At 40.7% G+C, this 25,213-nt stretch carries 23 protein-coding genes; 3 read left to right on the top strand and 20 right to left on the bottom strand.

Annotated features, from left to right (window positions below; translation table 11 throughout):
- Positions 1-24: 24 nt before the first annotated feature.
- Entirely contained in the window at positions 25-654 is a 630-nt protein-coding gene (yjbM, locus tag FC30_RS04005) for a GTP diphosphokinase (RefSeq protein WP_010689260.1), read from the bottom strand.
- Between the two features lie 204 nt (positions 655-858).
- Between yjbM and FC30_RS04010 the strand changes: the two genes are divergently transcribed.
- The gene (locus tag FC30_RS04010) at positions 859-1,488 is read left to right on the top strand and encodes a DsbA family protein (protein WP_056938476.1); all 630 of its coding nucleotides are present in this window, start codon (positions 859-861) and stop codon (positions 1,486-1,488) included.
- 44 nt (positions 1,489-1,532) lie between these two features.
- Here the strand turns inward: FC30_RS04010 and pepF are convergent, their stop codons facing one another.
- The 6 genes from pepF to nrdD form a co-directional block, all read right to left on the bottom strand.
- A complete protein-coding gene (gene pepF / locus FC30_RS04015; RefSeq protein ID WP_010689262.1) occupies positions 1,533-3,341 on the bottom strand; it encodes an oligoendopeptidase F in 1,809 nt (602 codons plus the stop codon).
- Positions 3,342-3,379: 38 nt separating this feature from the next.
- On the bottom strand, positions 3,380-4,354 hold the full coding sequence (locus tag FC30_RS04020; RefSeq protein ID WP_056938477.1) for a competence protein CoiA: 975 nt from the start codon (positions 4,352-4,354) through the stop codon (positions 3,380-3,382).
- Positions 4,355-4,447: 93 nt separating this feature from the next.
- A complete protein-coding gene (locus FC30_RS04025; RefSeq protein WP_010689265.1) occupies positions 4,448-5,197 on the bottom strand; it encodes an adaptor protein MecA in 750 nt (249 codons plus the stop codon).
- A 134-nt stretch (positions 5,198-5,331) separates the two neighbouring features.
- Positions 5,332-5,730 carry a transcriptional regulator SpxA gene (gene spxA / locus FC30_RS04030; protein WP_029507336.1) on the bottom strand — a complete coding sequence of 133 codons (399 nt, stop codon included), beginning with the start codon at positions 5,728-5,730 and terminating at the stop codon, positions 5,332-5,334.
- A 353-nt stretch (positions 5,731-6,083) separates the two neighbouring features.
- The gene (gene nrdG, locus FC30_RS04035; protein WP_010689268.1) at positions 6,084-6,764 is read right to left on the bottom strand and encodes an anaerobic ribonucleoside-triphosphate reductase activating protein; all 681 of its coding nucleotides are present in this window, start codon (positions 6,762-6,764) and stop codon (positions 6,084-6,086) included.
- The gene (gene nrdD, locus FC30_RS04040) at positions 6,754-8,913 is read right to left on the bottom strand and encodes an anaerobic ribonucleoside-triphosphate reductase (protein ID WP_035449114.1); all 2,160 of its coding nucleotides are present in this window, start codon (positions 8,911-8,913) and stop codon (positions 6,754-6,756) included. Before nrdD ends, nrdG begins: the two co-directional genes overlap by 11 nt.
- 349 nt (positions 8,914-9,262) lie before the next feature.
- Between nrdD and FC30_RS04045 the strand changes: the two genes are divergently transcribed.
- Entirely contained in the window at positions 9,263-9,856 is a 594-nt protein-coding gene (locus tag FC30_RS04045; RefSeq protein ID WP_010689269.1) for a TIGR01440 family protein, read from the top strand.
- Positions 9,857-9,916: 60 nt separating this feature from the next.
- On the opposite strand, the gene smpB is transcribed toward FC30_RS04045, so the two are convergent.
- From smpB to FC30_RS04105, 12 genes are all read right to left on the bottom strand, one after another.
- Positions 9,917-10,384 (bottom strand): SsrA-binding protein SmpB, encoded by a 468-nt coding sequence (gene smpB / locus FC30_RS04050; protein WP_010689270.1) that lies wholly within the window; start codon positions 10,382-10,384, stop codon positions 9,917-9,919.
- Between the two features lie 25 nt (positions 10,385-10,409).
- Complete coding sequence (rnr, locus tag FC30_RS04055; protein ID WP_010689271.1) at positions 10,410-12,797, bottom strand: ribonuclease R; 2,388 nt, start codon at positions 12,795-12,797, stop codon at positions 10,410-10,412.
- 98 nt (positions 12,798-12,895) lie between these two features.
- Complete coding sequence (gene secG, locus FC30_RS04060) at positions 12,896-13,132, bottom strand: preprotein translocase subunit SecG (RefSeq protein WP_010689272.1); 237 nt, start codon at positions 13,130-13,132, stop codon at positions 12,896-12,898.
- Between the two features lie 87 nt (positions 13,133-13,219).
- A complete protein-coding gene (locus tag FC30_RS04065) occupies positions 13,220-14,779 on the bottom strand; it encodes a ClC family H(+)/Cl(-) exchange transporter (RefSeq protein WP_033193024.1) in 1,560 nt (519 codons plus the stop codon).
- Positions 14,780-14,909: 130 nt separating this feature from the next.
- Positions 14,910-16,235 (bottom strand): phosphopyruvate hydratase, encoded by a 1,326-nt coding sequence (gene eno / locus FC30_RS04070; protein ID WP_004048249.1) that lies wholly within the window; start codon positions 16,233-16,235, stop codon positions 14,910-14,912.
- A gap of 118 nt (positions 16,236-16,353) precedes the next feature.
- Entirely contained in the window at positions 16,354-17,109 is a 756-nt protein-coding gene (tpiA, locus tag FC30_RS04075) for a triose-phosphate isomerase (protein WP_029507338.1), read from the bottom strand.
- An 84-nt stretch (positions 17,110-17,193) separates the two neighbouring features.
- Positions 17,194-18,387 (bottom strand): phosphoglycerate kinase, encoded by a 1,194-nt coding sequence (locus FC30_RS04080; protein WP_010689277.1) that lies wholly within the window; start codon positions 18,385-18,387, stop codon positions 17,194-17,196.
- A 102-nt stretch (positions 18,388-18,489) separates the two neighbouring features.
- Positions 18,490-19,503 carry a type I glyceraldehyde-3-phosphate dehydrogenase gene (gene gap / locus FC30_RS04085; RefSeq protein ID WP_010689278.1) on the bottom strand — a complete coding sequence of 338 codons (1,014 nt, stop codon included), beginning with the start codon at positions 19,501-19,503 and terminating at the stop codon, positions 18,490-18,492.
- Between the two features lie 58 nt (positions 19,504-19,561).
- Positions 19,562-20,590, bottom strand: a complete 1,029-nt coding sequence (locus FC30_RS04090) for a sugar-binding transcriptional regulator (protein WP_010689279.1) — start codon at positions 20,588-20,590, stop codon at positions 19,562-19,564.
- Between the two features lie 345 nt (positions 20,591-20,935).
- Entirely contained in the window at positions 20,936-22,222 is a 1,287-nt protein-coding gene (rpoN, locus tag FC30_RS04095; RefSeq protein ID WP_056938478.1) for an RNA polymerase factor sigma-54, read from the bottom strand.
- Positions 22,223-22,457: 235 nt separating this feature from the next.
- The gene (locus FC30_RS04100; protein ID WP_010689280.1) at positions 22,458-22,781 is read right to left on the bottom strand and encodes a DMT family transporter; all 324 of its coding nucleotides are present in this window, start codon (positions 22,779-22,781) and stop codon (positions 22,458-22,460) included.
- Complete coding sequence (locus FC30_RS04105) at positions 22,782-23,210, bottom strand: MarR family winged helix-turn-helix transcriptional regulator (protein WP_010689281.1); 429 nt, start codon at positions 23,208-23,210, stop codon at positions 22,782-22,784.
- Between the two features lie 161 nt (positions 23,211-23,371).
- Here FC30_RS04105 and clpP point away from each other — a divergent pair, with 161 nt between their 5' ends.
- Positions 23,372-23,968, top strand: coding sequence for an ATP-dependent Clp endopeptidase proteolytic subunit ClpP (gene clpP / locus FC30_RS04110; protein ID WP_056938479.1), 597 nt, complete (start codon positions 23,372-23,374; stop codon positions 23,966-23,968).
- Positions 23,969-24,022: 54 nt separating this feature from the next.
- Here clpP and FC30_RS04115 read toward each other — a convergent pair whose 3' ends face one another.
- Entirely contained in the window at positions 24,023-25,075 is a 1,053-nt protein-coding gene (locus FC30_RS04115) for a PTS sugar transporter subunit IIC (RefSeq protein ID WP_010689283.1), read from the bottom strand.
- Between the last annotated feature and the right edge of the window lie 138 nt (positions 25,076-25,213).

Here is a 25,213-nt window from a genome sequence, read left to right on the forward strand (position 1 = left end):
CATGGTCGAATGTGTCTTGCTTAACTACTCTAAGCTCGTGTGCTTATCTTCAAATAATCTTTGTGCCTCATTGACTTCTTCTCTAATGCTAGACATTTCTTGATCAAGTGCAAAAGCGATCTCAGCACTTTTCTCTAATCTCATCGCAACTTCAGACGGAATACATCCTTGGTACTTGTAGTTGAGTGAATGTTCGATCGTAGCCCAAAAATTCATCGCTAACGTCCTGATCTGGATCTCAACTTTTAGTTGTTGCTCGCGCTCCAGCAGTTGGACTGGATACGTGACCACCAAATGATAGGACCGATAGCCACTTTCCTTGGGCGTTTTGATATAATCACGTTCTTCGATCACTTGCATATCTTTGCGCTTCCGTAAAAGTTCAACTACGCGATAGATATCTTCCACAAACTGACACATGATCCGTACCCCAGCGATATCTTCCATATCCTGCGACAAACGCTTGGGTTTGATCTGGCGCCGTTTCATCTTTTCTAAAATGCTTGGTATTGGTTTGACTCTGCCGGTGACATATTCAATTGGACTGCGGTTGCCGCTCTTTTTAAATTGCCCACGCAGAGTTCTGAGTTTGAGTTTCAACTCGTTGACCGCTTGATCGTAAGGCTCTAAAAAATTGCTCCAATCGTCTTCCATTAAATAGATCACCACCTTTCTATACCTTATCAGTTTAACACAGACCCACGCTCTTTTACATTCTCAAAAAAATTAAAGCTACATTTTAACGTATGAAAACGCTTTTGCGTACAAAATAAGTCAGATTTATTGCAAAAATCATTTTTTTTGCTTAAAGTATAAATATAGAAAAAAGGAATATTTGATCAAGTGGAGGAGAACACCATGTTAGAGATGTATTTGTTTATCAATCCTCTTGGCGCTAAATGCTACGAAGCAGAACAAAACATTTTAAAACTTGCGGAAGAATCGCCACAAAAGTTTCAGATTCGTTTTATCCCACTTTTGAACTTGCAATCAGTGACCAAGGTTATGTCTGTGATGAATGTTTCAGGTGATACTTTGCAACTGCGCAATAAAGTATCCCAGATCTTGTATAATGCCGTTTTGGATTACAAAGCTGCTCTTTTTCAAGGGCGCAAACGCGGTCACGATTTCTTGCTTAATGTTCAGCGCCAACTCTATGTCGAGCATAAAAAATACAGTGAAGAAGTCGTTATTCGTGCAGCTAAAGAGAGTAAACTAGATCTTGCTACGTTTGAACACGATCGGCGCTCGAAACTAGCAGTTGAAAGTTTTCGAGAAGATCAAAGATTAGCTGCTGAAATGAACGTCAATACCCCACCATCTATGGTGGTATACAATTTAGACTATCTTGAATATGCAGTCTCAGTTGAAAACTGCACCTCGTTATCAAGTTTGGAAGAATTGCTTTTTGGTAATGCAGCAAAGGAATTTGTTTGCACCAAAAATGGGCTTCATCCAACTTACCACCAATTATCATTAAAAAAATAAACTTGCTCGGCCCTTGTGGTCGAACAAGTTTATTTTTTTATTGCTTATTTAGCTAATAGCTCTTTTAATTCAGCCAAACGTTCCTTAAAGATACCAAAAGCTTTCTCTAGATATTTACTATCAGTCATATCAACACCAGCTTTTTTCATTACCTCTAATGGAGCAGCTGAACTACCTGCTTTTAAGTAGTCCAAATAAGCTTCCGTATGCGCCGGTTCTTCATCTAAGACGCGCTCTGCTAAAGTAGAAGCTGCCCCAAAACCAGTTGCGTATTGATAAACATAGAAATTGTAGTAAAAATGCGGGATCCGTGACCATTCATATGCGATCTCTGGGTCATTTTCGACTGCACTACCATAGTAGCGTTGATTTAGTTTACCGTAGAAATCTGACATCAGATCTGCTGTCAATGGTACTTGGGAAGCATCTTGTTCATGGATCCAAGCTTCAAATTCAGCAAATTGGGTTTGCCGATAAACAGTTCCTTTAAAGCCATCTAGATAGTGATTCAATACGTAAGCCCGTACCTTAGGATCAGTTTGAGTCTCTAACAAATACTGGGTCAACAAGTTTTCGTTTGTCGTTGAGGCGATCTCCGCAACAAAGATCGAATAATCCCCATATTGATAAGGTTGATTGGTCCGTGTATAGTAACTGTGCATCGTGTGTCCCATCTCATGAACTAACGTAAAGAGATTATCCAACGTATCTTGCCAATTCAATAAAATATATGGTGCAGTATCATAAGCCCCACCTGAGTACGCTCCTGAACGTTTACCTGCATTAGCGACCACATCGATCCAGCGTTCGTCAAAAGCTTTCTCTACATAAGCAAGATACTCTTCACCTAAGACGCTCAAGGCCTCTAAAGTCATCTTTTTAGCCTGTTTATAAGTGAACGTCAATGTCGGTTCACCCGTCAATGGAGTATACATATCATACATATGCAACTCGTCGACACCTAAGATATCCTTGCGTAAAGCTACATACTCATGCAGTAGCCCCAAATTTTCATTGACCGTTTTGACCAAAGTATCATAAACAGCTACTGGAATATCATTTTGGGCTAATGAAGCTTCCTTGGCACTTTGATAATTACGTAATTTAGCTGAAAAATTATGCTTACGCACATGTGCCGACAGTGTAGCTGCAAATGTGTGTCTGAACTGTTTATATACAGCATATAACTGTTCAAATGCTTCACGTCTAACTGGGCGCGCAGTCGATTCGAGCAATTTACCGTAGACCCCATTTGAAAGCTCGACCTTTGAGCCCGTTTCATCAGTTACTACGGGGAATTTTAGATCAGCATTGTTTAAAACTTCAAAAACATTAGCTGAAGCGCCCAAAATATCGCTTGCACCTGCTAACAGTGCTTCTTCTTTTTCACTCAAGACATGGGCTCGAAGTCTAGTCCAGTCATCGATCAAAGTTTTATATGCATTTAATTTAGGTTCATCTTGATAATAGCTTGCTAATTTTTCTGGCGCTAAAGCTAATAACTCAGGTCGAAACCAAGCTAATTTCGCTGAAACATCAGCTAATAACTTTTGGACCCGTGCCATCAAAGCTTGGTACTTAGCATTAGCGGTATCCTCATCGTTTTTCATGCTTGCATAGACATAAACTACTTCAAGTTGGCGATCTAACTCGAGCATGGCCGTTAGAGCAGCTAAAAAGGCTTGAGCGCTATTTCCTAGTGTTCCCTTATATTGTTCAAAATCTTCAGCTGATTTTGCTACTTGCGCAAAGGCTACTTCAAATTCTGCATTAGTTGCAAAGATCTTGGTCAGATCCCAAGTAAGCTCGAGTGCTACCTCTGATCTTTTTGGTAGACGTGTTACTTCACTCATTACAAAATCCCCCTTTAATTATCGGTAGTGCCTTAATTTTAGAAATTTTTTTTAAGAAAAGCAAGTCCTTTACAAAAATTATCAATATCCTGTTCAATAAATGGCTTCAAATCAACAAAAACCAGCTCATAAGCCGGTATTTTAGGCCTCGAAAACTGATCACAATATAACGCTGTCCGCCACCATAAAGTTGCTGTCCGATATAATGGGTAACTATAGCTCAATGCTAAACAATCATCTATCACCGCAGTCAACTTTAGACGCTTTTGATATGTTAATTGTTGCAATTTACGCATAGCCCCAGTCGAATAATATATCTGTTTAGCCAAAGCATACTTTTGTTTTTTTCTTTCACTCAGCGATAAATGCTTTAATCGTATCTTTTGTGGGGTAGCGAAAAAAGCTTTTAGTTTTTTGACATCATTTGTCCGCCAGTATTGATATTTAAGTGGCAAAAAATCAGCTTTTTGGATCCCATAAACAACTTCAAAGTATGCTTTAATGGGATCGAGATAGATCAAATAAAAGCCCCGATTTTTTGACCACCGCATAAATTGTGCAACTTGCTGTGGTAAACTGCGCTTAAGTCTATAATTATTTCCTAAGATCCACAATTCAGCTAGACCAGCATCGTGATATCCACGTGAGCGTTTTTGCAATTTGCGTAAACTGAGTGGTGCACATTGATATTCTAAAGCCAAAAGCTGCTGATCAGGCAACTGGACCAACAGATCGGGACGTTGCTTTGACCCAGGTAGATAGGCTTCAAGCTTAACTCGTGCTCCAAACGCCCTAAAAAAAGTGGCTAATAGCTTTTTTCCTCGTAAGTGCTCACTGGTCTCTCCTTCACTAAAAGTCCCACAAGTCCGCTTCAAATGCGCAAAATGTGCCATATAATAATGCCCTTGACGCAAAATGACTGGCTCGTGGCAACTTGGACAATAATATTTTTGCTCTTTTGTTGCTGCTTTGGCTGTGATCATTTTTGAATCTTTTGTTAGCGCATATAACATTTAAAAGCCCCCTTTACTACTAAAGTACGCCAAGGTGACTAAATTTAATGCAAAAAAATAGAACAGATATCCTCTGTCCTATTTATCAGTAAATTATTTAAAATGATACCGCGCTAATTCAAGTGCCGCATGTTCCATCAAACACTTACCACGTTCTTTAACGACTGCAGATTCAAACTGCTCTTTTTGACCATATTCATAAACCAAAGCCATCGCATCCTTGACATCAGCCACTTCCATCTGATCAGCAAAAAAGACTAATTCGAGATAGTATTTGCCATCTAAATGGTAAAGATTCGAGACTGTACTGTCATAATTGAAAGCCTTAGCTAACTGAATAAAGTCTTCAAAGTCAGCAAAACTTACCACATAGCGATACTGTGCCTCTGGATCTTCTTTTAAGTAGCCAGATACTCCATCACCGTCATCGGCTAAAGCAGGCTTTTGGTGTCTAATTTTTTCATTTTCACCGGTGATCTGTTTTCTGATATAGTCAGCTAGATCATTCCCGATCCCGGCATTAGCGATATTTAACGGCGAGTCGTTTGCATCACTTTCTTTCGAATCATCACGTTCTAAATTCATCGAAGTTTCTGCTTTTTTAGGATCCACCTTGGTAATAAATAGCTCTAATCCATTTTGATTAGGGATCAGTTGGAAAGTTACCGCATCATTATCGCGAAATTCGTGGTCCTTATCGACCTCTTCTAAAATGCTAAAAAAGAAATTTTCGATCTCTTTTTGATTGCCAAGTAGATCAAGGACGGTGATACCACGATCAGTCAGATCTTCGGTTCCGAGTAATACCCTAATTGTATTCTCATTGACTTTTTCCATTTCCATCTGTGATCCTCCCTTTCCTACTTAAATGCTTGCAAAACACTTAATTTGCAAACTTTATCATACCAAAAATTATCAAAAAAGACCACCCAAAAAACTTGGAATGGTCTAATCTATAGTATATCTTATTACAAACTTTAGAAACCTGCAAGTTCACGGGCACGACGCAATTCAAGCGCACGTACTTCCCGCGGTAGGAAACGACGAATCTCATCTTCATTGTATCCCACTTGAAGTCGCTTTTCGTCCATAATAATTGGTCGTCTTAACAGGCCGGGATGTTTTTGGACTAGATCAAGTAATTCTTGCAATGGCATTTCCTCGATGTTGATATCAAGTTCTTGATATGCCTTCGAACGTTTAGAGATGATCTCCTCTGTTCCATCTTCGGTCATTTGCAAGATCTGCTTGATCTCATCAATACTCAATGGTTCCAAAAAAATATTTCTCTCACTGTAAGAAATGTTGTGATTTCTAAGCCATGCACGCGCCTTACGGCAAGATGTGCAACTTGGTGATGTGTATAAGGTAACCATATAAATCGCCCCTTCTCAATAAAACCTGGTGCAACCATACAATATATATCCTCATCCATCATTATACACCTATTTTAAAAAATTGATACCTTTTTTATAAAAATTAATCGCTATATTTTTATCAAGTTTTTAGAACCATTCTAATGATTTCAAAAAAACCCGCCAAAACAAAGGGAGCGTATTCATTGCTCAAAACATTAATTCTTCTATAAGGTATAATAAAAAAATTATCTACTATTAAACTAATTATTATCTTAAAGGTTGATACAATGCTAAAAAGGCCCGAATTTTATCAATTCGAGCCCAATAATCATTTTTGTAACTAGGTATTATTTTTTATCTATTTAATTATATCAATGTTCCAATTTATCCCAGATAATGACTTCATCAGCTTGTAAAGATTTTTTAACATCAATAATACGTTGATTCGAGCTTCCTCGAAATTGTAAAGTTAGATCTTTAAGATCCTCCCGGAAGCGCCCATCGACTAAAATATCGATCAATGACAATAATTCCAACTTATCAGCTGATTCCTTTTGTAACTCATCCCAAGTATATCCACTCCACGACCAGATATCCTTTTTATCACCATATTCTTGTCTGATACGCTTGACTAGGGGCAAACAAACTTGCGTATTTAAGAAGGGTTCTCCCCCAAGCAACGTTAAGCCCTGAACATAATCATGTGAAAGGTCAGCTATGATCTGGTCTTCTAATTCCTTGGTGTACTCAAAGCCATAATTAAAGCTTTGTGCAGCCCTATTATAACACCCAGGGCAAGCAAATTTACATCCACTAACATATAAACTACATCTGACACCCTCACCATCGACAAAGTTGAACGGTTTATAGTCAGCTATTTTTTGTTTACTCAACTCACTAGCTAACCATTCCTTAGGTTTAGGATCATTGGGGCGACGCACTCGTCTTTTAGCTTTAGTCGGAGTGGCTACCTGCTTTGGTGCTAGTGTTTCAGAGGCAATAAAAGCAGTATCGCCTCCAACAGTGATCCTGATCGTCCCACTATTCTCCATCAGTCATCATCCCCGGTGCAATATTTTTAGCTCGTGCCGCGATCTCTTCATGACGTCCATGAACCATCGGCCGTTGCAAAGGATTACCTAGATAACCACAAGTCCGCTTAACACAATCGCAGGTCTTAGGGTCGTGGTTACCACAATCTGGGCATTCAAAGCCACGAGCTGTAGCCTTGAATTCTCCCTCAAAACCACATTTATAGCAATGATCGATCGGCGTATTAGTTCCCAGATAGCCAACTTTATCATAGGCAAAATCCCAAACTGCCTCTAAAGCTTTCGGATTTTGGCGCAAGTTCGGATACTCACAATAATGGATAAAGCCACCCGCAGCATATTTTGGATAATCCATCTCAAATTGAAGCTTTTCAAATGGTGTTGGATGCTTTCTGACATCATAATGGAAGCTATTAGTGTAGTAATCTTTGTCAGTAACATCTTTGACTTTCCCAAATTCAGCTGTATCTAAGCGACAGAAACGATCTGTCAGAGATTCACTTGGGGTTGAATAGACGCTAAAATGATAGCCAGTTTCTTTTGACCAACGCACACACGCATCATGTAATTGCTTAACGATCTCGAGAGTAAAATCATGTGCTGCTTGATCATGTTCCCAATTTGGACCAAAGAAAAGTGTCCCTACTTCATAAAGCCCGATATAACCGATCGAAACCGTGGCACGTTCATCTTTGAAGAGCTGACTTACATCTTCACCTGGTTTTAGCCGTTGCCCAAAAGCACCATATTGGTATAAGATCGGCGCATTCTCTGGGACCGCATCTAAGACCCGAGCTACTTTGAAATCAAGCGCAGTCTTACAAAGTTTGACCTTATCGTTGAAGATCTGCCAGAAAAGATCCATATCACCGTGAGATTCTAAAGCGATCCGTGGTAAATTAAGCGTCACGACTCCTAAATTCATCCGGCCAGAGTTGACTTCATTTCCGTGCTTATCTTTCCATCCTTGTAAGAATGAACGGCATCCCATCGGTGCTTTAAAGCTCCCCGTTAATTCCTTGATCTTATCGTACATCAAGACGTCGGGATACATCCGTTTGGTTGCACATTCGACCGCCAATTGCTTGATATCATAATTAGGATCTTCGGGCTTTAAGTTCAAACCTTTTTTGATCGTAAAGACCAATTTAGGAAAGATCGCCGTCCGTTTTTCCCGGCCCAAGCCACCGATCCGGATCTTTAAGATCGATTTTTGGATCTCACGTGCGACCCATGAAGTTCCTAAGCCAAACCCTAATGTGGTAAAGGGAGTCTGTCCTTGAGAAGAAAAGAGCGTATTGATCTCATATTCCAGTGCTTGCATAGCATCATAGATATCTTTTTTCGTCCGTTTTTTAGCAAATTCGATCTGCTTAGCTGGATCTTCGATATATTCTTTAGATTCAGCTAAATGTTTGTCATAATTTTTTAGTGCGAAGGGTTCTAAGACCTCATCGATCCGATCAGCTGAACAGCCACCATATTGACTAGAAGCAACATTAGCAATGATCTGTGACATTTGGGCGGTCGCAGTTTGGATCGAATGAGGGCTTTCAACTTCAGCATTACCGATCTTAAAGCCATTTGTCAGCATCTCTTTAAAATCGATCAAACAACAATTCGTCATCGGACTCCAAGGAGTATAGTCCAGATCGTGATAATGGATGTCACCACGCAGATGAGCTTTAGCCACATGCTTTGGCATCATCCGAAGCCCTAGTGTCTTACCGACTGTCCCCGCTGTCAGATCACGTTGCGTATTGAAAACATTACTGTCTTTGTTAGCATTCTCATGAACTAAACTCGGATCCTTAGATTGAAGCCGGCCTAACCTGACAGTTGGATCAGTCTCTTCTTGCCATTTGGCTTCATCGGCTTGGTGATGAGCAACATAAGCCTTGGCTTCGGCATCATAACCTAATTCATTTAGCGTAGCTGTCAATTTATCGTAGATCTCAGTGCTGGTAAGTGTCGTTTGGTCCGCTAACTTGGCGAGTAAAGCGAGAATAATTGCATCGGTATCCGTAGCCAAGCCTAACTTACGCAAAACGCTCTCCAACTTATAAAGTGCAAATGGTACCTCGTATCCATCTGTTTTGATGACCATCTTAGGTAATACATACTTTTTTTGTTCCTTAAATTCCATCATCGTCATCAGGTCCCTTCTACGTCAGCTAAAAGTGAAAATGAACCACGATCTTAAAATCATCATGGTCCACCTACAACATCCTAACTAACAAACTTATCTATATTTAAATCCTATTTCCCTGTTGGTACTTTATATGATATAACCAATCGCAGCCAAACACAACATATAGTGTTTGGTTTCACAAAAACCATACTATATGTTGAAAACAATATACAACGTTTGGAGCGCGCTCTTATCCTATTCATCTCCGACTAGCTGGCTGTGAAACTTTTTTTACCGGAAATTAGCTCTAACATGTCTAAAGTATTATACTTAAAGTGCAGATAATTTTAGAAAGCAGGTATCTTTTATGCAAGAAGAATTCCTAAATCAAATAGCTGACCAACTTAAACAAGGGATGACTGAATTTTTAGCACAGACTGATCTTAAGAAAAACGATATTTTTGTCTTAGGATGCAGCACTAGCGAGATCCAAGGTAAAAAGATCGGTAAATATTCCAATTTAGACGTGGGACGGACAGTCATCAAAACTTTGACTGAGATCTTGCCATCAGGAGTCCGGCTTGCTGTTCAAGGTTGCGAACATTTGAATCGTGCTTTAGCTATGGAACGTCAAGTCGCCGAAGATCACGGTTTAGAGATCGTTTCAGTCTGCCCTAGCTTACACGCCGGTGGAGCTGCACAGGTAGCGGCTTTTGAAACATTCAAAGATCCAGTCGAAGTAGAACATGTCACTGCTAAAGCTGGGATCGACATCGGTGACACTGCGATCGGGATGCACGTTAAATTCGTTCAGATCCCAGTTAGAACTTCGATCAAAGAGATCGGTTCGGCCCATGTTACTTATTTGAGTTCACGGCCAAAATTGATCGGTGGCGAACGTGCGATCTACAAATTTGAAAATCTAAATCAACAAGTTGATCCTTTAAATCCGTTAGCTTAACGAAATATAAAAAGCTGGTACGCTAACTCCACCTCATCTGGAGTCGGCTTACCAGCTTTTTTAACTATAATTTTTGAGTGTTCTTCTGATCTCACGTTCTTGATCACGACGCTTGATCGTTTCCCGCTTATCGTAGCTGTGCTTACCTTGTGCAACTCCGATCAAAACTTTGGCAAAGCCATTTTTTAAATAGACCTTCAGTGGGACTAAAGTGATCCCCTTGCCACTAGTCTCATTAGCTAAACGCACGATCTGCTTTTTATGCAACAATAACTTTCGGTTGCGCAACGGATCATGGTTAAAACGATTGCCCTGAGTATATTCGGAAATATGCACATTCATCAACCAAGCTTCGCCATTTTTGATCTGTGCAAAGCCATCTTTTAGATTGATCCGGCCCGCACGTACTGATTTGATCTCAGTTCCTGTTAAAGCTACCCCAGCTTCAATAGTATCTAAAATATAGTAATCATGGCTCGCTTTACGATTTTGCGCTAAAGGACGCTCATGTTGTGCTTGTTTTGCCATTTACCTCAGTCCTTTTTATAAACTGCTATTTTTTGTCGCGACGTTTTTTATAAAATGGTTTCCGCCCATTTTGATTGTTTGAACGTTGTGAACTATGCCGATTATCCCGACGACCATTATTATTATTTTGACGTTTGAATGGACGCTTTTGACCACGTTTATCGCCATTTTTCCGGTCAAATTTACGTTTTGGTGACATTTCAGGTAATTCGACACCTTCTAATAGATCGGATTTTGGTGCTTTGCCTAAATTCAATAGCTTAAAGTCGATCTCTTTTTGTTCAGCATTGACATTAACTAATTTGACACGGATCGGTTGACCGATGCGGTAAGTTTGTTTTGTCTTACGTCCAACTAAAGCCATTTGCTTTTCAACAAAGATATAATAGTCATCGTTGATCTCACTGATATGGATCAGGCCTTCAACTGTATTTGGTAATTCAACAAACATCCCAAATTTAGTAACTGAACTAACGACAGCATCGAATTCTTCACCTACATGATCAGCCATGTATTCTGCCTTCTTCATCGCATCTGTATCACGTTCAGCATCGATCGCGCGCCGTTCAGCTTGCGAACTGTGTTGGCTCACTTCTGGTAATTCAGCTTGGAATTTGGCTTGACTACCTTCTCCGATACCATTTTCAGCATAGTAATGGATCATGCGGTGAACCATCAAGTCAGGATAACGTCTGATCGGTGAAGTAAAGTGCGTATAGTCTTTAGCAGCTAAGCCAAAGTGGCCCAACGGTTCTGGCGAATATTTAGCTTGTTGCATCGACCGCAATAACATCACTGATACCATTGGTTCTTCTGGCTTACCGGCAACTTTCTTTAAGATCTTTTGAAGCATCTTAGGTTGAATATCGCTCACTTTACCAGTTACTTCGACCCCTAGACCAGATAACATTTCAAAGAAAGATTTGATCTTTTCTTCTTTTGGTGTTTCATGGATCCGGTAGATAAATGGAACGTGAAGATCCTTGTAGTGCGCTGCTACCGTTTCATTTGCGGCTAACATAAAGGATTCGACCATGCGTTCACTTATTCCACGTTCACGCAATTGAATATCGATCGCATGTCCTTTTTCATCCACGATGATCTTAGCTTCCGTATCTTCAAATTCGATCGCACCACGGCGCTTGCGCATCTTCAATAAGATCTTATGCAATTCGCCCATTTCTTCAAACATTGGGACTAATTCACGATAACGCTCTTTTTCTTTTTGATCATCAGACTCTAAGATCTTGTTGATCGCTTTATAAGTCATTCGTTCCGTCGTCTTGATCACACTTGGGAAGATCTCATGGGAAACGACTTCGCCTTGCGGATCGATCTCCATCTCACAAGTCAAAGCCAAACGTTCGACTTGTGGGTTCAATGAACAGATCCCGTTTGATAATTTAGCTGGGATCATCGGAATGACCCGGTCAGTCAAATAAACCGAAGTTCCCCGTTCGAATGCTTCTCTATCTAGTGGCGTATTCGGGGTCACATAGTGCGATACATCAGCGATATGTACCCCTAAATGATAGTTGCCATTATCTAATTTACGGACACTAACGGCATCATCTAAGTCTTTAGATTCGATACTATCGATCGTCACCATCTGTTCGTCAGTCAGATCGCGCCGTCCGACTTTTTGTTCTGGTGTCACATGATCTGGGATCTGTGCGACTTGTTCCATGACGTCTTCAGGGAATTTATGTGGGATATCGTGTTGATAGACGATCTGTAAAATGTCGATCCCCGGATCATTGATATTACCGATGACCTTAGTTGCGACCCCTTTGATGACCCCTGGAAGATCTGAACTAGGATAAGTCGTAATATCAGCTAAGACGATCTCACCTTCGACCGGATGTAAGCCAATATCTTCAACTAAAAAGCGGTAGTTGGATAACTTTTTGTCCCGTAAATGGACGGTTCCAATGATCCCACTAGGTACGTTTTCATCCTCAAGCGGCTTGAATTCACCTACGACTTGAGTCAAATTGCGTTGGACGATCCCCGTAACTTTACCTTCAGGACGCTTACCGATCGCTGGATCCCCAGCTGTGATCATTTCGACCTCAACTTCATCCCCATTCAAGGCTGAAAGTGTTTGCGTTGGGTTGATAAAGTAATCTGGTTCTTCAGGATCGACCGTTACAAAACCAAAACCGCGGTCATTTGCGTGAAAGATCCCCGTAAATTTAGGTGCACTTTCATGCTTTACAGCACTAAAAAGACCTTCATCATTCAAGGCGATCACCTTATCATGTTCAAGTTGAGCGACTGCTTGGACAACAAAATTAAATTGCCCAGCTTTATTCATTTCTAATTTATCAGCTAACTCCTGAACAGTGAATTTCTTTTCAGGTTCAGCTTCAAAATAATTTATTAGTGATTCTTTTATCTTTTCTTTTTCCATTTAAATCCTCATTTTGAAATAATTAACATTCACTGTCATGACTTTTACTCGAAAAAAGCCCCCTGTGATCATCATGCAGGAGGCTTTGTCTTATAAAGCTAGTGTGCTGAAATGTATACTAGAGCTAAGGATAGCGCAAAGAATACGACACCTAAAACGGCCGTGACCTTTTGCATAAATGCTTCAAATCCACGTGGTTTTTGCTTACTAAATAATTCTGTTGCGCCCCCAGATAAGGCTGAGGATGCATTGTCAGTCTTAGCTGGTTGCATTAAAACAGCAATAATGATCAGCACTGAAACGATCAGCAATAGTGTTAAAAGTATATTGTACAATCTAAATTTACCTCCTTACCCGCTATGGTAAACTATATCTATTATAATTTAGCATACTTACTCAAATTTTTCCAGTAACATTTCCCGCTAATTTGGTGGTAAGTCCGATAACTGGGTCAATTTAGCTCTGATCAAAGCTCGCTTTGCCGGCACAGTCAAGATAACTAAAGTATCCCCTGCTTTGAGTAAAGTTTCTCCATGGGGCAAGATCTCTTTTTCACCGCGACGGATCGTCAACAATAGGCACTCTTTAGGCCAAGCAATCGTCTTTACTTGGCGATCTTGTAATTTTGAACCAGCAAAGATCGGGAACTCAAATTGTTCATGCTGATCAACTTTAAGCAGCATTTTTTGCTTATCAGTATGGGCGCTTAGATTGGCCAACATCGCTTCATAGATCGGCTTACCGTGTAAAATATCACAAACTGCATAAGCCGTTAAGGAGACCAAGGCTAGAGGCATCAAGTGTTCTAAGGAACCGACCATCTCAGTTACTAATAGGATCGCGGTAAAGGGTGCTTTGCCGATCCCTGCAAAATACCCTGCCATTGCATAGACCATGCAGTTGACTAAAAAAGCATCGGATAAAAGCCCCATTTGCGCCAAGGCCTTCCAGTAAAGTGCCCCCAGTAAAGCTCCTAACGTCAAGATCGGTAAAAAGATCCCCCCAGGCAAGCTCGAACCGTATGATAACGTCGAAAAAACTAAGCGTAATAAAAACAAGCACAGTAAGCTACCTAACGTCAAATGCCACGCTGGTAAACTGACGATCAGGTTATTGCCCCCACCTAGGTATTGAGGCCAATACATCCCGATAAAAATCACTATAGCCAGCGGTATCACTCCATAAAAGCGGGGTGAGAGCCACTTTAACTTTTGATACAGATAACTACTATTAAGCGTCAGAAATTCATATACTAAGCCCAACAAACCCAAGAAGATCCCTAAAATAACTAAGGCCCAATAGCTGCTCGGCGGAAAACTTTGATCATGAGGTAGATATAACACGGGACGCAATCCAAAAAAGTTAAGTGAAACAAAATTAGCCGTAACGGCCGCAGCCAATGAAGTCGTCCAAACAAAAGGAGAAAAATTGTGATATATCTCCTCGATCACAAATAATGACGCTGCGATCGGAGCATTAAAAGCAGCGGCTAGTCCAGCAGCTGCTCCACCTGCCAGTAAGCAGCGTTGCTCACTTTTGCTTAAGTGTAACTTTTGCGAGACGCCTTGCCCGACCATCGCTCCTAATTGGATCGAAGGACCCTCGCGCCCTAAAAATAGTCCTGATCCGATCGCTAGGACACCCCCGATCCATTTACGCCATAAGACTGACCACCAATCAACTTCAATTAGCCCAGCCAACTGGCCTTCAACTTGTGGGATCCCAGAACCACTGATATTAGGTTCTTTAGCCAAAAAATGGGCATTCACACCTAATACGAATATTAAAAAAAGGATAACTATTGGCCAAAATTTTGGTTCGGTCAATAATTTTGGATAAACACCCTGCATCAATTTAAGTAAATTTTCGATCACTAACCGAAATAAACTGACTACAAAACCTACTAATATCCCAACTAGAGCTCCGCGAATTATAAACCGAAAGCGCACATAATTTAAACTCTTTAAACTGATTTTTTTCATCTTTTCTTCCACTGCCTATCTTGCAAACAGTGCCCCCCTAGAAAAATTTATATGTAGAAACAAAAAGAGACCCACAACAGGTCTCTTTTTGTAGTAGCTATACTACTAGATTGTTAAGTCAATCAACTAATTATTTTTCTTCGATTGCTTGACGAGCTTGTTCGCTCAAGTTGTAGAAGGAGTTGATACCTTTGTATTGAGCAACGCCACTTGTCAATTGATCTTCGATACGCATTAATTGGTTGTACTTAGCGATACGGTCTGTACGGCTCATAGAACCTGTCTTGATTTGGCCAGCGTTTGTAGCAACAACCAAGTCAGCAATTGTTGTATCTTCTGTTTCACCAGAACGGTGGGAAACGATAGCTGTGTAACCAGCTTCCTTAGCCATTTCGATAGCTTCGAAAGTTTCTGTCAAAGTACCGATTTGGTTAACTTTGATCAAGATTGAGTTAGCACAACCCATACGGATACCCTTAGCTAAGTATTGTGTGTTTGTAACGAAGAAGTCGTCACCAACCAATTGAACTTTCTTGCCAAGTTCAGCTGTGATTTCTTTCCAGTCATCCCAGTTGTTTTCGTCGATAGGATCTTCGATAGAGATGATTGGGTATTTAGCAACTAAACCTTCAAGATATTTGATGAATTCAGCAGTTGTGAATTCTTCGCCTGTTGACCAGCGAAGTTTGTACTTGCCAGTTTCACCATCCCAAAGTTCTGAAGAAGCAACGTCGATAGCAATGGAGATATCCTTGCCAGGCTTGTAGCCAGCTGCTTCGATAGCTTTGATCAAGTATTGTAATGGTTCTTCGTTGTTAGCAAAGTCAGGAGCGAAACCACCTTCGTCACCAACAGAAGTTACTTTACCATCAGCTGCAAGAAGTTTTTGCAAGTTGTGGAATGTTTCAGAACCCATGCGAACAGCTTCTTTGATTGAAGAAGCACCAACAGGCATGATCATGAATTCTTGGAAGTCAACCTTGTTATCTGAGTGTGCACCACCGTTGATAACGTTCATCATTGGTGTTGGCAATACGTGTGCGTTTGTACCACCCATGTAGTTGTACAATGGCACTTGTAATTCATCAGCAGCTGCACGAGCAACAGCGATGGAAACAGCCAAGATAGCGTTAGCACCAAGCTTACCTTTGTTTGGTGTACCGTCCAAAGCGATCATAGCCTTGTCGATAGCGATTTGGTCTGTTACTTCGTAGCCAACGATTTCTTTTGCGATAATGTCATTTACATTAGCAACAGCTTTTGTAACACCTTTGCCCATGTAACGTGACTTGTCGCCGTCACGCAATTCAACAGCTTCGTGTTCACCTGTAGAAGCACCGGAAGGCACGATACCGCGACCAAAACCGCCATCTTCTGTGTAAACTTCAGCTTCAACTGTTGGGTTGCCACGTGAGTCTAAGACTTCGCGAGCATAAATTTCTGTAATTGCAGACATAAAATATTACTCTCCTTTTAGTTTGATTGACTTTGAGAAATATTGTCCTCATCAATTATTTTAATGGTTTTGGCCTAAACTTTCAATCCATTTCATGAAGGTTCAAGCAAAAATTAATCTAGTCGTTAAAATTAACCAATTCTAGATATGATTCAGGAACTAATGAAGCCCCACCAACTAAGCCACCATCGATGTTTGGCTTAGCCATTAATTCTTTAACGTTAGCTGGTTTTACAGAACCACCGTATTGGATGCGAACTTTATCAGCAACGTCTTGGTCGTATAAGTCAGCAACAGTCTTTCTTACAACTGCACAGATTTCTTCTGCTTGGTCAGATGTAGCTGTCTTACCTGTACCGATAGCCCAAATTGGTTCATAAGCGATCACAAGGTTTGAAACTTGTTCTGCTGTTAAGTCTTTAAGTGCAGCCTTAACTTGTGCTTCGACCCATTCTTCAGCCTTGCCAGCTTCACGAGTTTCTAAAGATTCACCACAGCAAACGATAGGTGTCATGCCATTGTTAAAGATAGCATGTGCTTTTTTGTTGATGTCTTCGTCTGTTTCATGGAAGTAGTCGCGACGTTCGGAGTGACCGATGATCACATAGTCAACGCCCATTTCTTTTAAAACTTTAGGTGAAGTTTCACCTGTGAAGGCACCTTCATCTTCAAAGTAGCAGTTTTCAGCAGCTACTTTTAATTCTGAACCTTTAGCATTTTCTAATAATGCTGGTAAGTCAACAGCAGGAGCAGCAATAACAGATTCTACTTCTGTTGCTTTTGGTAATTTATCTTTAACAGCTTTTACAAATTCAGCAGTTTGTTCTGGATTCATGTTCATCTTCCAGTTACCTGCAATAATTGGTGTACGCACGAAAATCATCCTTTCAAAGAAAATTGTCTAAACAAACTGGCAGGGGCAAAAATATTACCCCTGTCAGCAATTGATCAATGGTTATTACTTGTCAGAAACGGCAGCAATACCAGGAAGTGTCTTACCTTCAAGATATTCAAGGGAAGCACCACCACCAGTAGAGATGTGTGTCAACTTATCTGCGATACCTAATTTCTTAACAGCAGCAGTTGAGTCACCACCACCAACGATCGTAGTTGCATCTGTCAATGTGCCTAAGAATTCACCAACGCCAAGTGTACCCTTAGCGAAGTTAGACATTTCAAACACACCCATAGGTCCGTTCCAAACAACTGTCTTAGCATCTTTCAAGACATCCTTGAACAATGCAACAGACTTTGGTCCGATATCAAGCGCCATGTAGCCATCAGGAATGTCGCCTTCAAAGACTTCTGTAGGTGCATCGTTGTTGAATTCAGGTGCGCATACGTTATCAACTGGTAAAACGATCTTGTCGCCAGCTTTTTCAAGCAATTCTTTAGCTAAATCGATCTTGTCTTCTTCAACTAAAGAGTTACCGATCTTGATACCTTTAGCAGCGTAGAATGTGTATGTCATCCCACCACCAACGATGATCTTGTCAGCTTTGTCAAGTAAGTGTTCGATAACACCGATCTTGTCAGAAACCTTAGCACCACCTAAGATAGCAACGAATGGATGTACTGGGTTGTCAACAGCTTCACCCAAGAACTTGATTTCTTTTTCTAATAAGAAACCAGCAGCTGCTTGTTCCATGTTGCTTGCGATACCAACGTTAGAAGCGTGTGAACGGTGTGCTGTACCAAATGCATCGTTAACGAATACATCGCCAAGTGATGCCCAGTACTTGCCAAGTTCTGGATCGTTGCCAGATTCTTTCTTACCGTCTAAGTCTTCAAAACGTGTATTTTCAACAACTAAAACATCGCCATCTTCCATTTCAGCAATAGCTTTTTCTAATTGTTCACCACGTGTAGCTGGTACAAAAGTAACTTTCTTGTTCAAAAGATCAGCTAAGTGTTCTGCAACTGGACGTAAAGACAACTTTTCTTTGTCTTCTTCAGTCTTGATACGGCCAAGGTGTGAGAATAAGATAGCCTTGCCACCTTGATCTGTGATGTATTTGATCGTTGGCAATGCAGCTACCATACGGTTATCATCACCGATAACACCGTCTTTGATAGGAACATTAAAGTCAACACGAACTAAAACTTTTTTACCTTTAAGATCTTTTAAATCTGAAACAATAAGTTTAGACATAAGTAAGCCTCCATGATTTGTTAAAAATAAAAGGCGGGAGGAGTCTGCCTCCCCCCGCCTCATAACCTGCATAACAAGTTAAAATTAGCGTTTAGCTAAATCTTAAAGCATGCTTGCAAATTTTTCTAATGTACGGATCATTTGTGCTGTAAAGCCAGCTTCGTTGTCGTACCATGCAACAGTCTTAACAACTTGTGCATCGCCTTCACCAACAACTTGTGTTTGTGTTGGGTCGAAGATAGAACCAAATGATGTACCGATGATATCTGAAGAAACGATACCGTCAGCATTGTAACCAAATGATGGGTTGTTTTCTGTAACTTTCTTAACTGCTTCGTTAACTTCTTCAGCTGTAACTTCTTTGTCAAGAGTTGCAACTAATTCTGTTAATGAACCTGTGATAACAGGAACACGTTGTGCATGGCCGTCTAACTTGCCGTTCAATTCTGGAACAACTAAGCCGATAGCTTTAGCAGCACCTGTTGAGTGAGGAATTGTGTTTTGAGCTGCAGCACGTGCGTTACGTACGTTACCACCGCGATCTGGACCATCTTGTAATTTTTGTGTAGCTGTGTAAGCGTGGATTGTTGTCATTGTACCAGCTTTGATGCCGAATGCATCGTTAACAGCCTTAGCAAGTGGTGCCAAGCAGTTTGTTGTACATGAAGCAGCGGAAACGATTTGGTCTTCTGGTGTCAATGTATCATCGTTAACACCGTAAACGATCGTCTTCATCTTGCCAGCTGGAGCTGAAACAAGAACTTTCTTAGCGCCTGCTTCTACGTGTGCTTGTGCCTTTTCTGGAGATGTGTAGAAACCTGTTGATTCAAGAACCAATTCTACACCATCGTTCTTAACCCAAGGAATGTTGCGTGCGTCTGCTTCTGCGTAAACAGGAATTTCCTTACCGTTAACGATAAGTGCGTTTTCTGTTGCGGAAACTTCACCTTCAAATTGACCATGAGCTGTGTCATATTTCAACAAGTGAGCCAACATTGCTGGAGATGTCAAGTCGTTGATAGCAACGATTTCCAAGTCTTTTGATGTTTCAGCAATACGACGGAATGCTAAACGGCCGATACGACCAAAACCATTAATACCTACTTTAGTAGTCATACTACAATTTCCTCCTTTAGGAAATAAAAATTTATTTTAAAAAGTAATGTTCAAAACACTACTCTTTTAAAATCGCTTTTGCTGCTCCTTCGTCTGTGATCAGACATGTTTGTTTAGGAGCGTGTTTCATGTAAGAGACGATCGCTTTGGCTTTTGAGGTGCCACCAGCGACGGCAATTACACATTCCATAGAAGCGAGGTCTTCTAACTGGATCCCGATACGGGAGATCCGATACACGACCTGTCCTGCCTCATCAAAAAAGTAACCAAAGGCTTCACCGACTGCTTTGCGTTCATTTAACATCGCGATCATTTCTTGCGACATCGAACGTCGATGAGCCATATGCATCGCTGTTCCGATACTGTGGATCACAGCATTACTTTGCCGTATCAAAGTAACGACTTCTTGAACAGCTGGTTCTTTTAGCAAGGGACGGTACGTACTCTCGCTTACTTGCTCGGGCACATAAAGCGACCGGCTCTTTCCACCAGTTCGGCGTGCCATCCGAGCACAAACGTTATTAGCTTGGATCTCCATGCGTTCGCCCAATCCACCTCTAGCAGGCACAAAGAGCAGTTCACGTTGATCACTGATATCGGGCGTCAAACACGCAGCGATCTGCGCCATCGTCGTCCCGCCCATAGCCGCAATAATATTACGCCCACGAGGCAATAACGTCTTAAGTGTGTTGGTAACAAGTCTTCCCATCTCATTAACTACCTGTGTCTGATCATCGCTATCACCAGCAACGACCAAGCAATTCTCGATCCCAAGTTTTTGGCTCAAACGTAATTCCAATTGCTTAAGATCTAATAATTGATCGATAAAACTTGCTAACCCCTGAATAACTTCTTTACCCTTATCTGTCAAGACCATCCCAGACTTAGTCGCTGCGACGAGTTCTTGTTGTTTTAGGCAATCTGCCTCACTCCGTAAGATCCGCTCGCTCATGCCCAAGGCTTCGGCTAATGAACGTCTACCTATTGGTCCAAATGTTGCAATCTGCTTTAGCACTGCATATCTTCGACTTAAGGTATCGATCACATCTGGAACGATCCGCTCGATCCACTCGATCTCTTGGTGCATAATCTTCGTCTCCCTTTCTGTGGGACATGAAACGTCCAGAGGTTGGACAGCTCATTGCTGAGCTGATCGCTTAAGTAAGTCATCGTGAATTATCTTATCGTGATGACCCACTCCCCCAAGCACAATGAAATTATAACAACAATATTTCCCTTTTGCAAGGTATTGCGCGCGAAAATTCAATAAAAAAAACGAAAATCACTTAGTCACACTACCGACTATCCGAAGTTTTAGCATTTCACAAGTGTGATCGTTTATAAATTAACGAACTTTAACTCTAAAACACACAGTGATCGCCCGTAATTCAAGGAACGATCAGGTTTTTTAGAAAATATTTTACTTAGTCACTTAAAATCTTTTTCGCTTACTTGAAGAAGCGATATTTAATTTTTCACGATACTTAGCCACCGTTCTACGGGACACTTTTAGTCCATCACCCTGTAACCGCTCTGCCAATTTTTGATCTGAAAGTGGCTTATGTTTATCTTCGGCTCCGATATAAGTCTGGATCTTTTTATACACTTCATCAACACTAGTTTCATTACCAGCTTGATCAGTATTAACTGCCTGGGAAAAGAAACTCCGTAATTCAAAGACCCCAAAATCGGTTTGCAAATACTTACCATTGACTGCCCGACTGACTGTTGATTCATGTAACTGTAGTTTTTGTGCTACATCACGCAATAGCATCGGTTTTAAGGGATGCTCTGGAACCGTAAAAAATTCTGGTTGGCGCTCTAAGATCTCTGCCCCGACCCGCTCGATCGTACTTTGCCTTTGAGCTAACTCAGCTACCAAAGTTTGATATTGCTTCTTTTTTTCTTTTAAATAATCAGCCACGCTTTGATCGAGTTCACCGACTAAACTTTCATAGTAACTCTTGCGGAAAATGACCCGCGGTTTGACTAAAGTAGTTGATTCTGCTTGAAGAGTACCATCAACATTTTTAACGATCAGGTCTGGTGCGATACAAGCGGTTTCACTTTGATCGTAAGCTTTGCCTGGGGCAGCTGACAAAGTTTTTAGATAATCGATCAATGCTTGCATCTGCTTTAGATCGATCGCCATTTTTTTAGCGATCTGTTCCCATTTACTTTGGGTAAAAAGTTCAAAATGCTCGGCGATCACACGATAAGCTAGGTCATCACGCCCTCGTTCACTTTCAATTTGAAGTAACAAGCATTCCTGCAGATCGCGCGCACCGACACCAGGAGGATCTAAGCGCCACAAAAGAGTCAAAGCATCATCAAGTGTTGTTTGGTCGATTTTTTTATCACGGACCAGCTTTTTGGTATCCAGCTTTAGGTACCCATTTTGGTCTAAGTTTTGAACAAAGTAAACGACCCAATCCCGTAAAACGGTTTTTCGCATCGTCAGATTAACTTGATCAAGCAAATAATCAAAAAGTGAGCTAGTCTTGCTGGGCGGGGTCACAAAATCTGGCAAGGGCTGTCCGCTTGAGCTACCATTAAATGAAACAGCCACAAAAGGGTTATCCAATTCGATCTGTGAGAGATAGTCTTGAAGTTCGCTAGCATTAAATTTGAGCATTTGGATCGATTGTTGCATTTTTTGCGTCATGATCAACTTACCTTGTTGTTTTTGTTGTAATGTTGTATCTTGTCTAAGTTTCATTTTTTTATCCTTTTTGCAAATTTATACTTGTAATTATATCAAATATATTTTAGTATAATAAAGTACGCATCGCTAGTGTAATGGATCGCACGCAAGATTCCGGTTCTTGTAATCTGGGTTCGACTCCCAGGTGATGCATCAAAAACTACGGTAATAGCATCTCATTTTGGTAATGAGGTGCTATTTTTTTGTAAAAAAATAACAGCTAACATTTACCGTTGAGCTGTTATTGTGCTTAATGACTTGTTCCAAATAAATTAACGATGACTACCCCGATCAAGATCAAGGAGATCCCTAATAAGGTCAACCAATTGATGCTTTCCTTAAAATAAAAAACACTGACTGCTGTCGCTAAAACGATCCCGATACCCGACCAGACCGCATAAGCCAAACTCAAATCTAGATTTTCTAACGACTTAGCTAAAAAGAAGAAACATAGCCCATATGCAACTAATGCTAAAGTCGAAAATGATAGTTTCGTAAACCCATCTGACATCTTCAAAAAAGTCGTTCCTAAAAATTCACCGATGATCGCTGTTGCTAAATATACACAACTCATTTATTCTTCTACCTGTCCTTTCAAATTGGTCAACATCTCTTCATTTAAATCGTTCAATAAGCGCAACTTTTCTATCCCTAAAGCTTGCGCAGCTTTTAATTCCTTAGTTCGTAATTCTACCAAAACTGTCCGCGCCTGCTCTTGTCCAACTTCATTTAAATATAAGATCTTACTGCGTTTATCAGTCGGATCGGGAAGGGTCATGATCTTTTCTTCTCGGCTCAACTTGTTGACTATTGAAGTAACAGTCTGTTTAGGCAGACCTGTTTCTTTGATCAAACATGTCAACGGTAATTTAAAGTCATGATTTTTAAACACTATAAATACATAAAGCAATGATGACGTGAGCCGATTTTTAGCGATCAACTGATCATAAACATGGTTAAATGCGATCCAATCTGCAGTATAACGTTTTAGCTCGTTTTCCATTTTCGCCTCTCCTTTTTAATCCGATTTCGTACTAAATAATAATAGGAATTTTTAGCAAATGCAAGTTTATTTGATTTGACCATTTTTGACCAATAGGTTACAATAGCAATATACAGTCAGTCACTGACTTCAAATTTATTAATATTGCGGAGGTTCCCACTATGAATTTAGTTCCTACAGTTATTGAACAATCATCTCAGGGAGAACGTGCCTATGATATCTATTCTCGTCTCTTAAAAGACCGGATCATCATGGTTTCAGGTGAAGTTAACGATGATATGGCAAATGCGATCATCGCCCAATTACTTTTCTTAGATGCTCAAGATCCTGAAAAAGATATCTATATGTATATCAACTCTCCCGGTGGTTCCGTTTCAGCTGGATTAGCAATTTATGATACTATGAATTTTGTTAATGCAGATGTGCAAACGATCGTTATGGGAATGGCAGCTTCAATGGCTTCTGTTTTAGCTACAGCTGGTGCTAAAGGCAAGCGCTTTGCATTACCTAACTCAGAGATCATGATCCACCAACCATTAGGCGGGGCACAAGGTCAATCAACTGAGATCCAGATCGCAGCTGAACACATCTTGAAGACACGCAAATTGATCAACGAGATCTTAGCCGAACATTCTGGACAAGATATCGAAACGATCGATCGTGACACTGAACGGGATAACTTCATGACCGCACAACAAGCAGTTGACTACGGTTTGATCGATGGGATCATGAAAAATAAAAAAAAAAATAATCATTAAAAAACAAGAGTGTGAAATATGCGAGCAACGCATATGTTTCACACTCTTGTTTTTTTAGTTTGTCTTCAATAATAGATCTGTCGCAGAAATGAGCTTTTTCTTATCGATAAAAATGTATTTCATTAGATAGCCTAAGAGAACAGGCAGTACTACGAACAAACAGCTCAAACTTAAGATACTCAACCAACCTGGCGCCATAAAACCGTATGCTGTCAGCGGTCCGACCAAGCCACTAAAGCCAAAGCCAGCACTCATCGGTGTACCTTGAATATTGAATATTGCGCCTAAACCACCCATGATCGCCGAACTGATGACTACCGGCAGATAAAGAATAGGTTTTTCCAGCATATTGCCCATTTGGATCTTGGGAGTACCAAAGAAGTGAGCGATCACAGTTCCCAAGCTATTGACTGAACTTCCCATGATCGCTAAAGTGAATGCCCCAGCAGTAATACCTAAATTAGCCGATCCTGAAGCGATCCCCGTGATCCCGATCGCAGCTGCGATCCCAACTGAACTGATCGGTGAACAGATCAACACTGCAAACGAGATACCCATTAAGATCCCCATCAAAATAGGTTGTAAGAGCGTAAAGGTTTTGATCCCAGCTCCGATAAAACCAGTCACGGCTTTAACATAAGGCAAGACCCACAAACCTAAACTACCACCAATAATGATCACAATGATCGGCAACAATAAGATCGTATAATTTTTTAATTTATTTCCGATCAACTGAGCCAAGAGGACCGCAAAAACGATCGTTAGCCCAACGTTGATCACATCATCCGTTCCAGCTAAGCCAAATCCTTGCTGCGTTTTTACGATCACGCCCGAACCGACCATCGCAGCCCCAGCGACCGAACTCATCTGGACCATATTCATCTTAAAAAGATAACCGACGCTAAAACCCGCCATCGCCGGTAGTAGACTCATATTAAATGTAGTGATATCCAAGACTGCATGCGCAAATGTCGGCCAGATCTTCGCCAAAGCTTGCATTAATTGTCCCAACAAAGCCCCTGGGATCAATGAGACTACCACCCCCATGCTGATACCGTTCAATACATTCAAGGTAAATTCACGTCCCGTTATTTTCTTCACACTCATAAAAAATTCCCCCTTGACCTTTTTGGTCGCTTTAATAATTGTTAATCTACCCAAAAATAATTATAAAGTCAACTTAAAAATTATAACTAACTCATTAAAAACTTAATGTAATATACAAATAAAGCCGACAATTCAGCC

It is taken from the genome of Ligilactobacillus animalis KCTC 3501 = DSM 20602, from assembly GCF_001434535.1.
In the GTDB taxonomy this organism is placed as follows: Bacteria; Bacillota; Bacilli; order Lactobacillales; family Lactobacillaceae; genus Ligilactobacillus; species Ligilactobacillus animalis.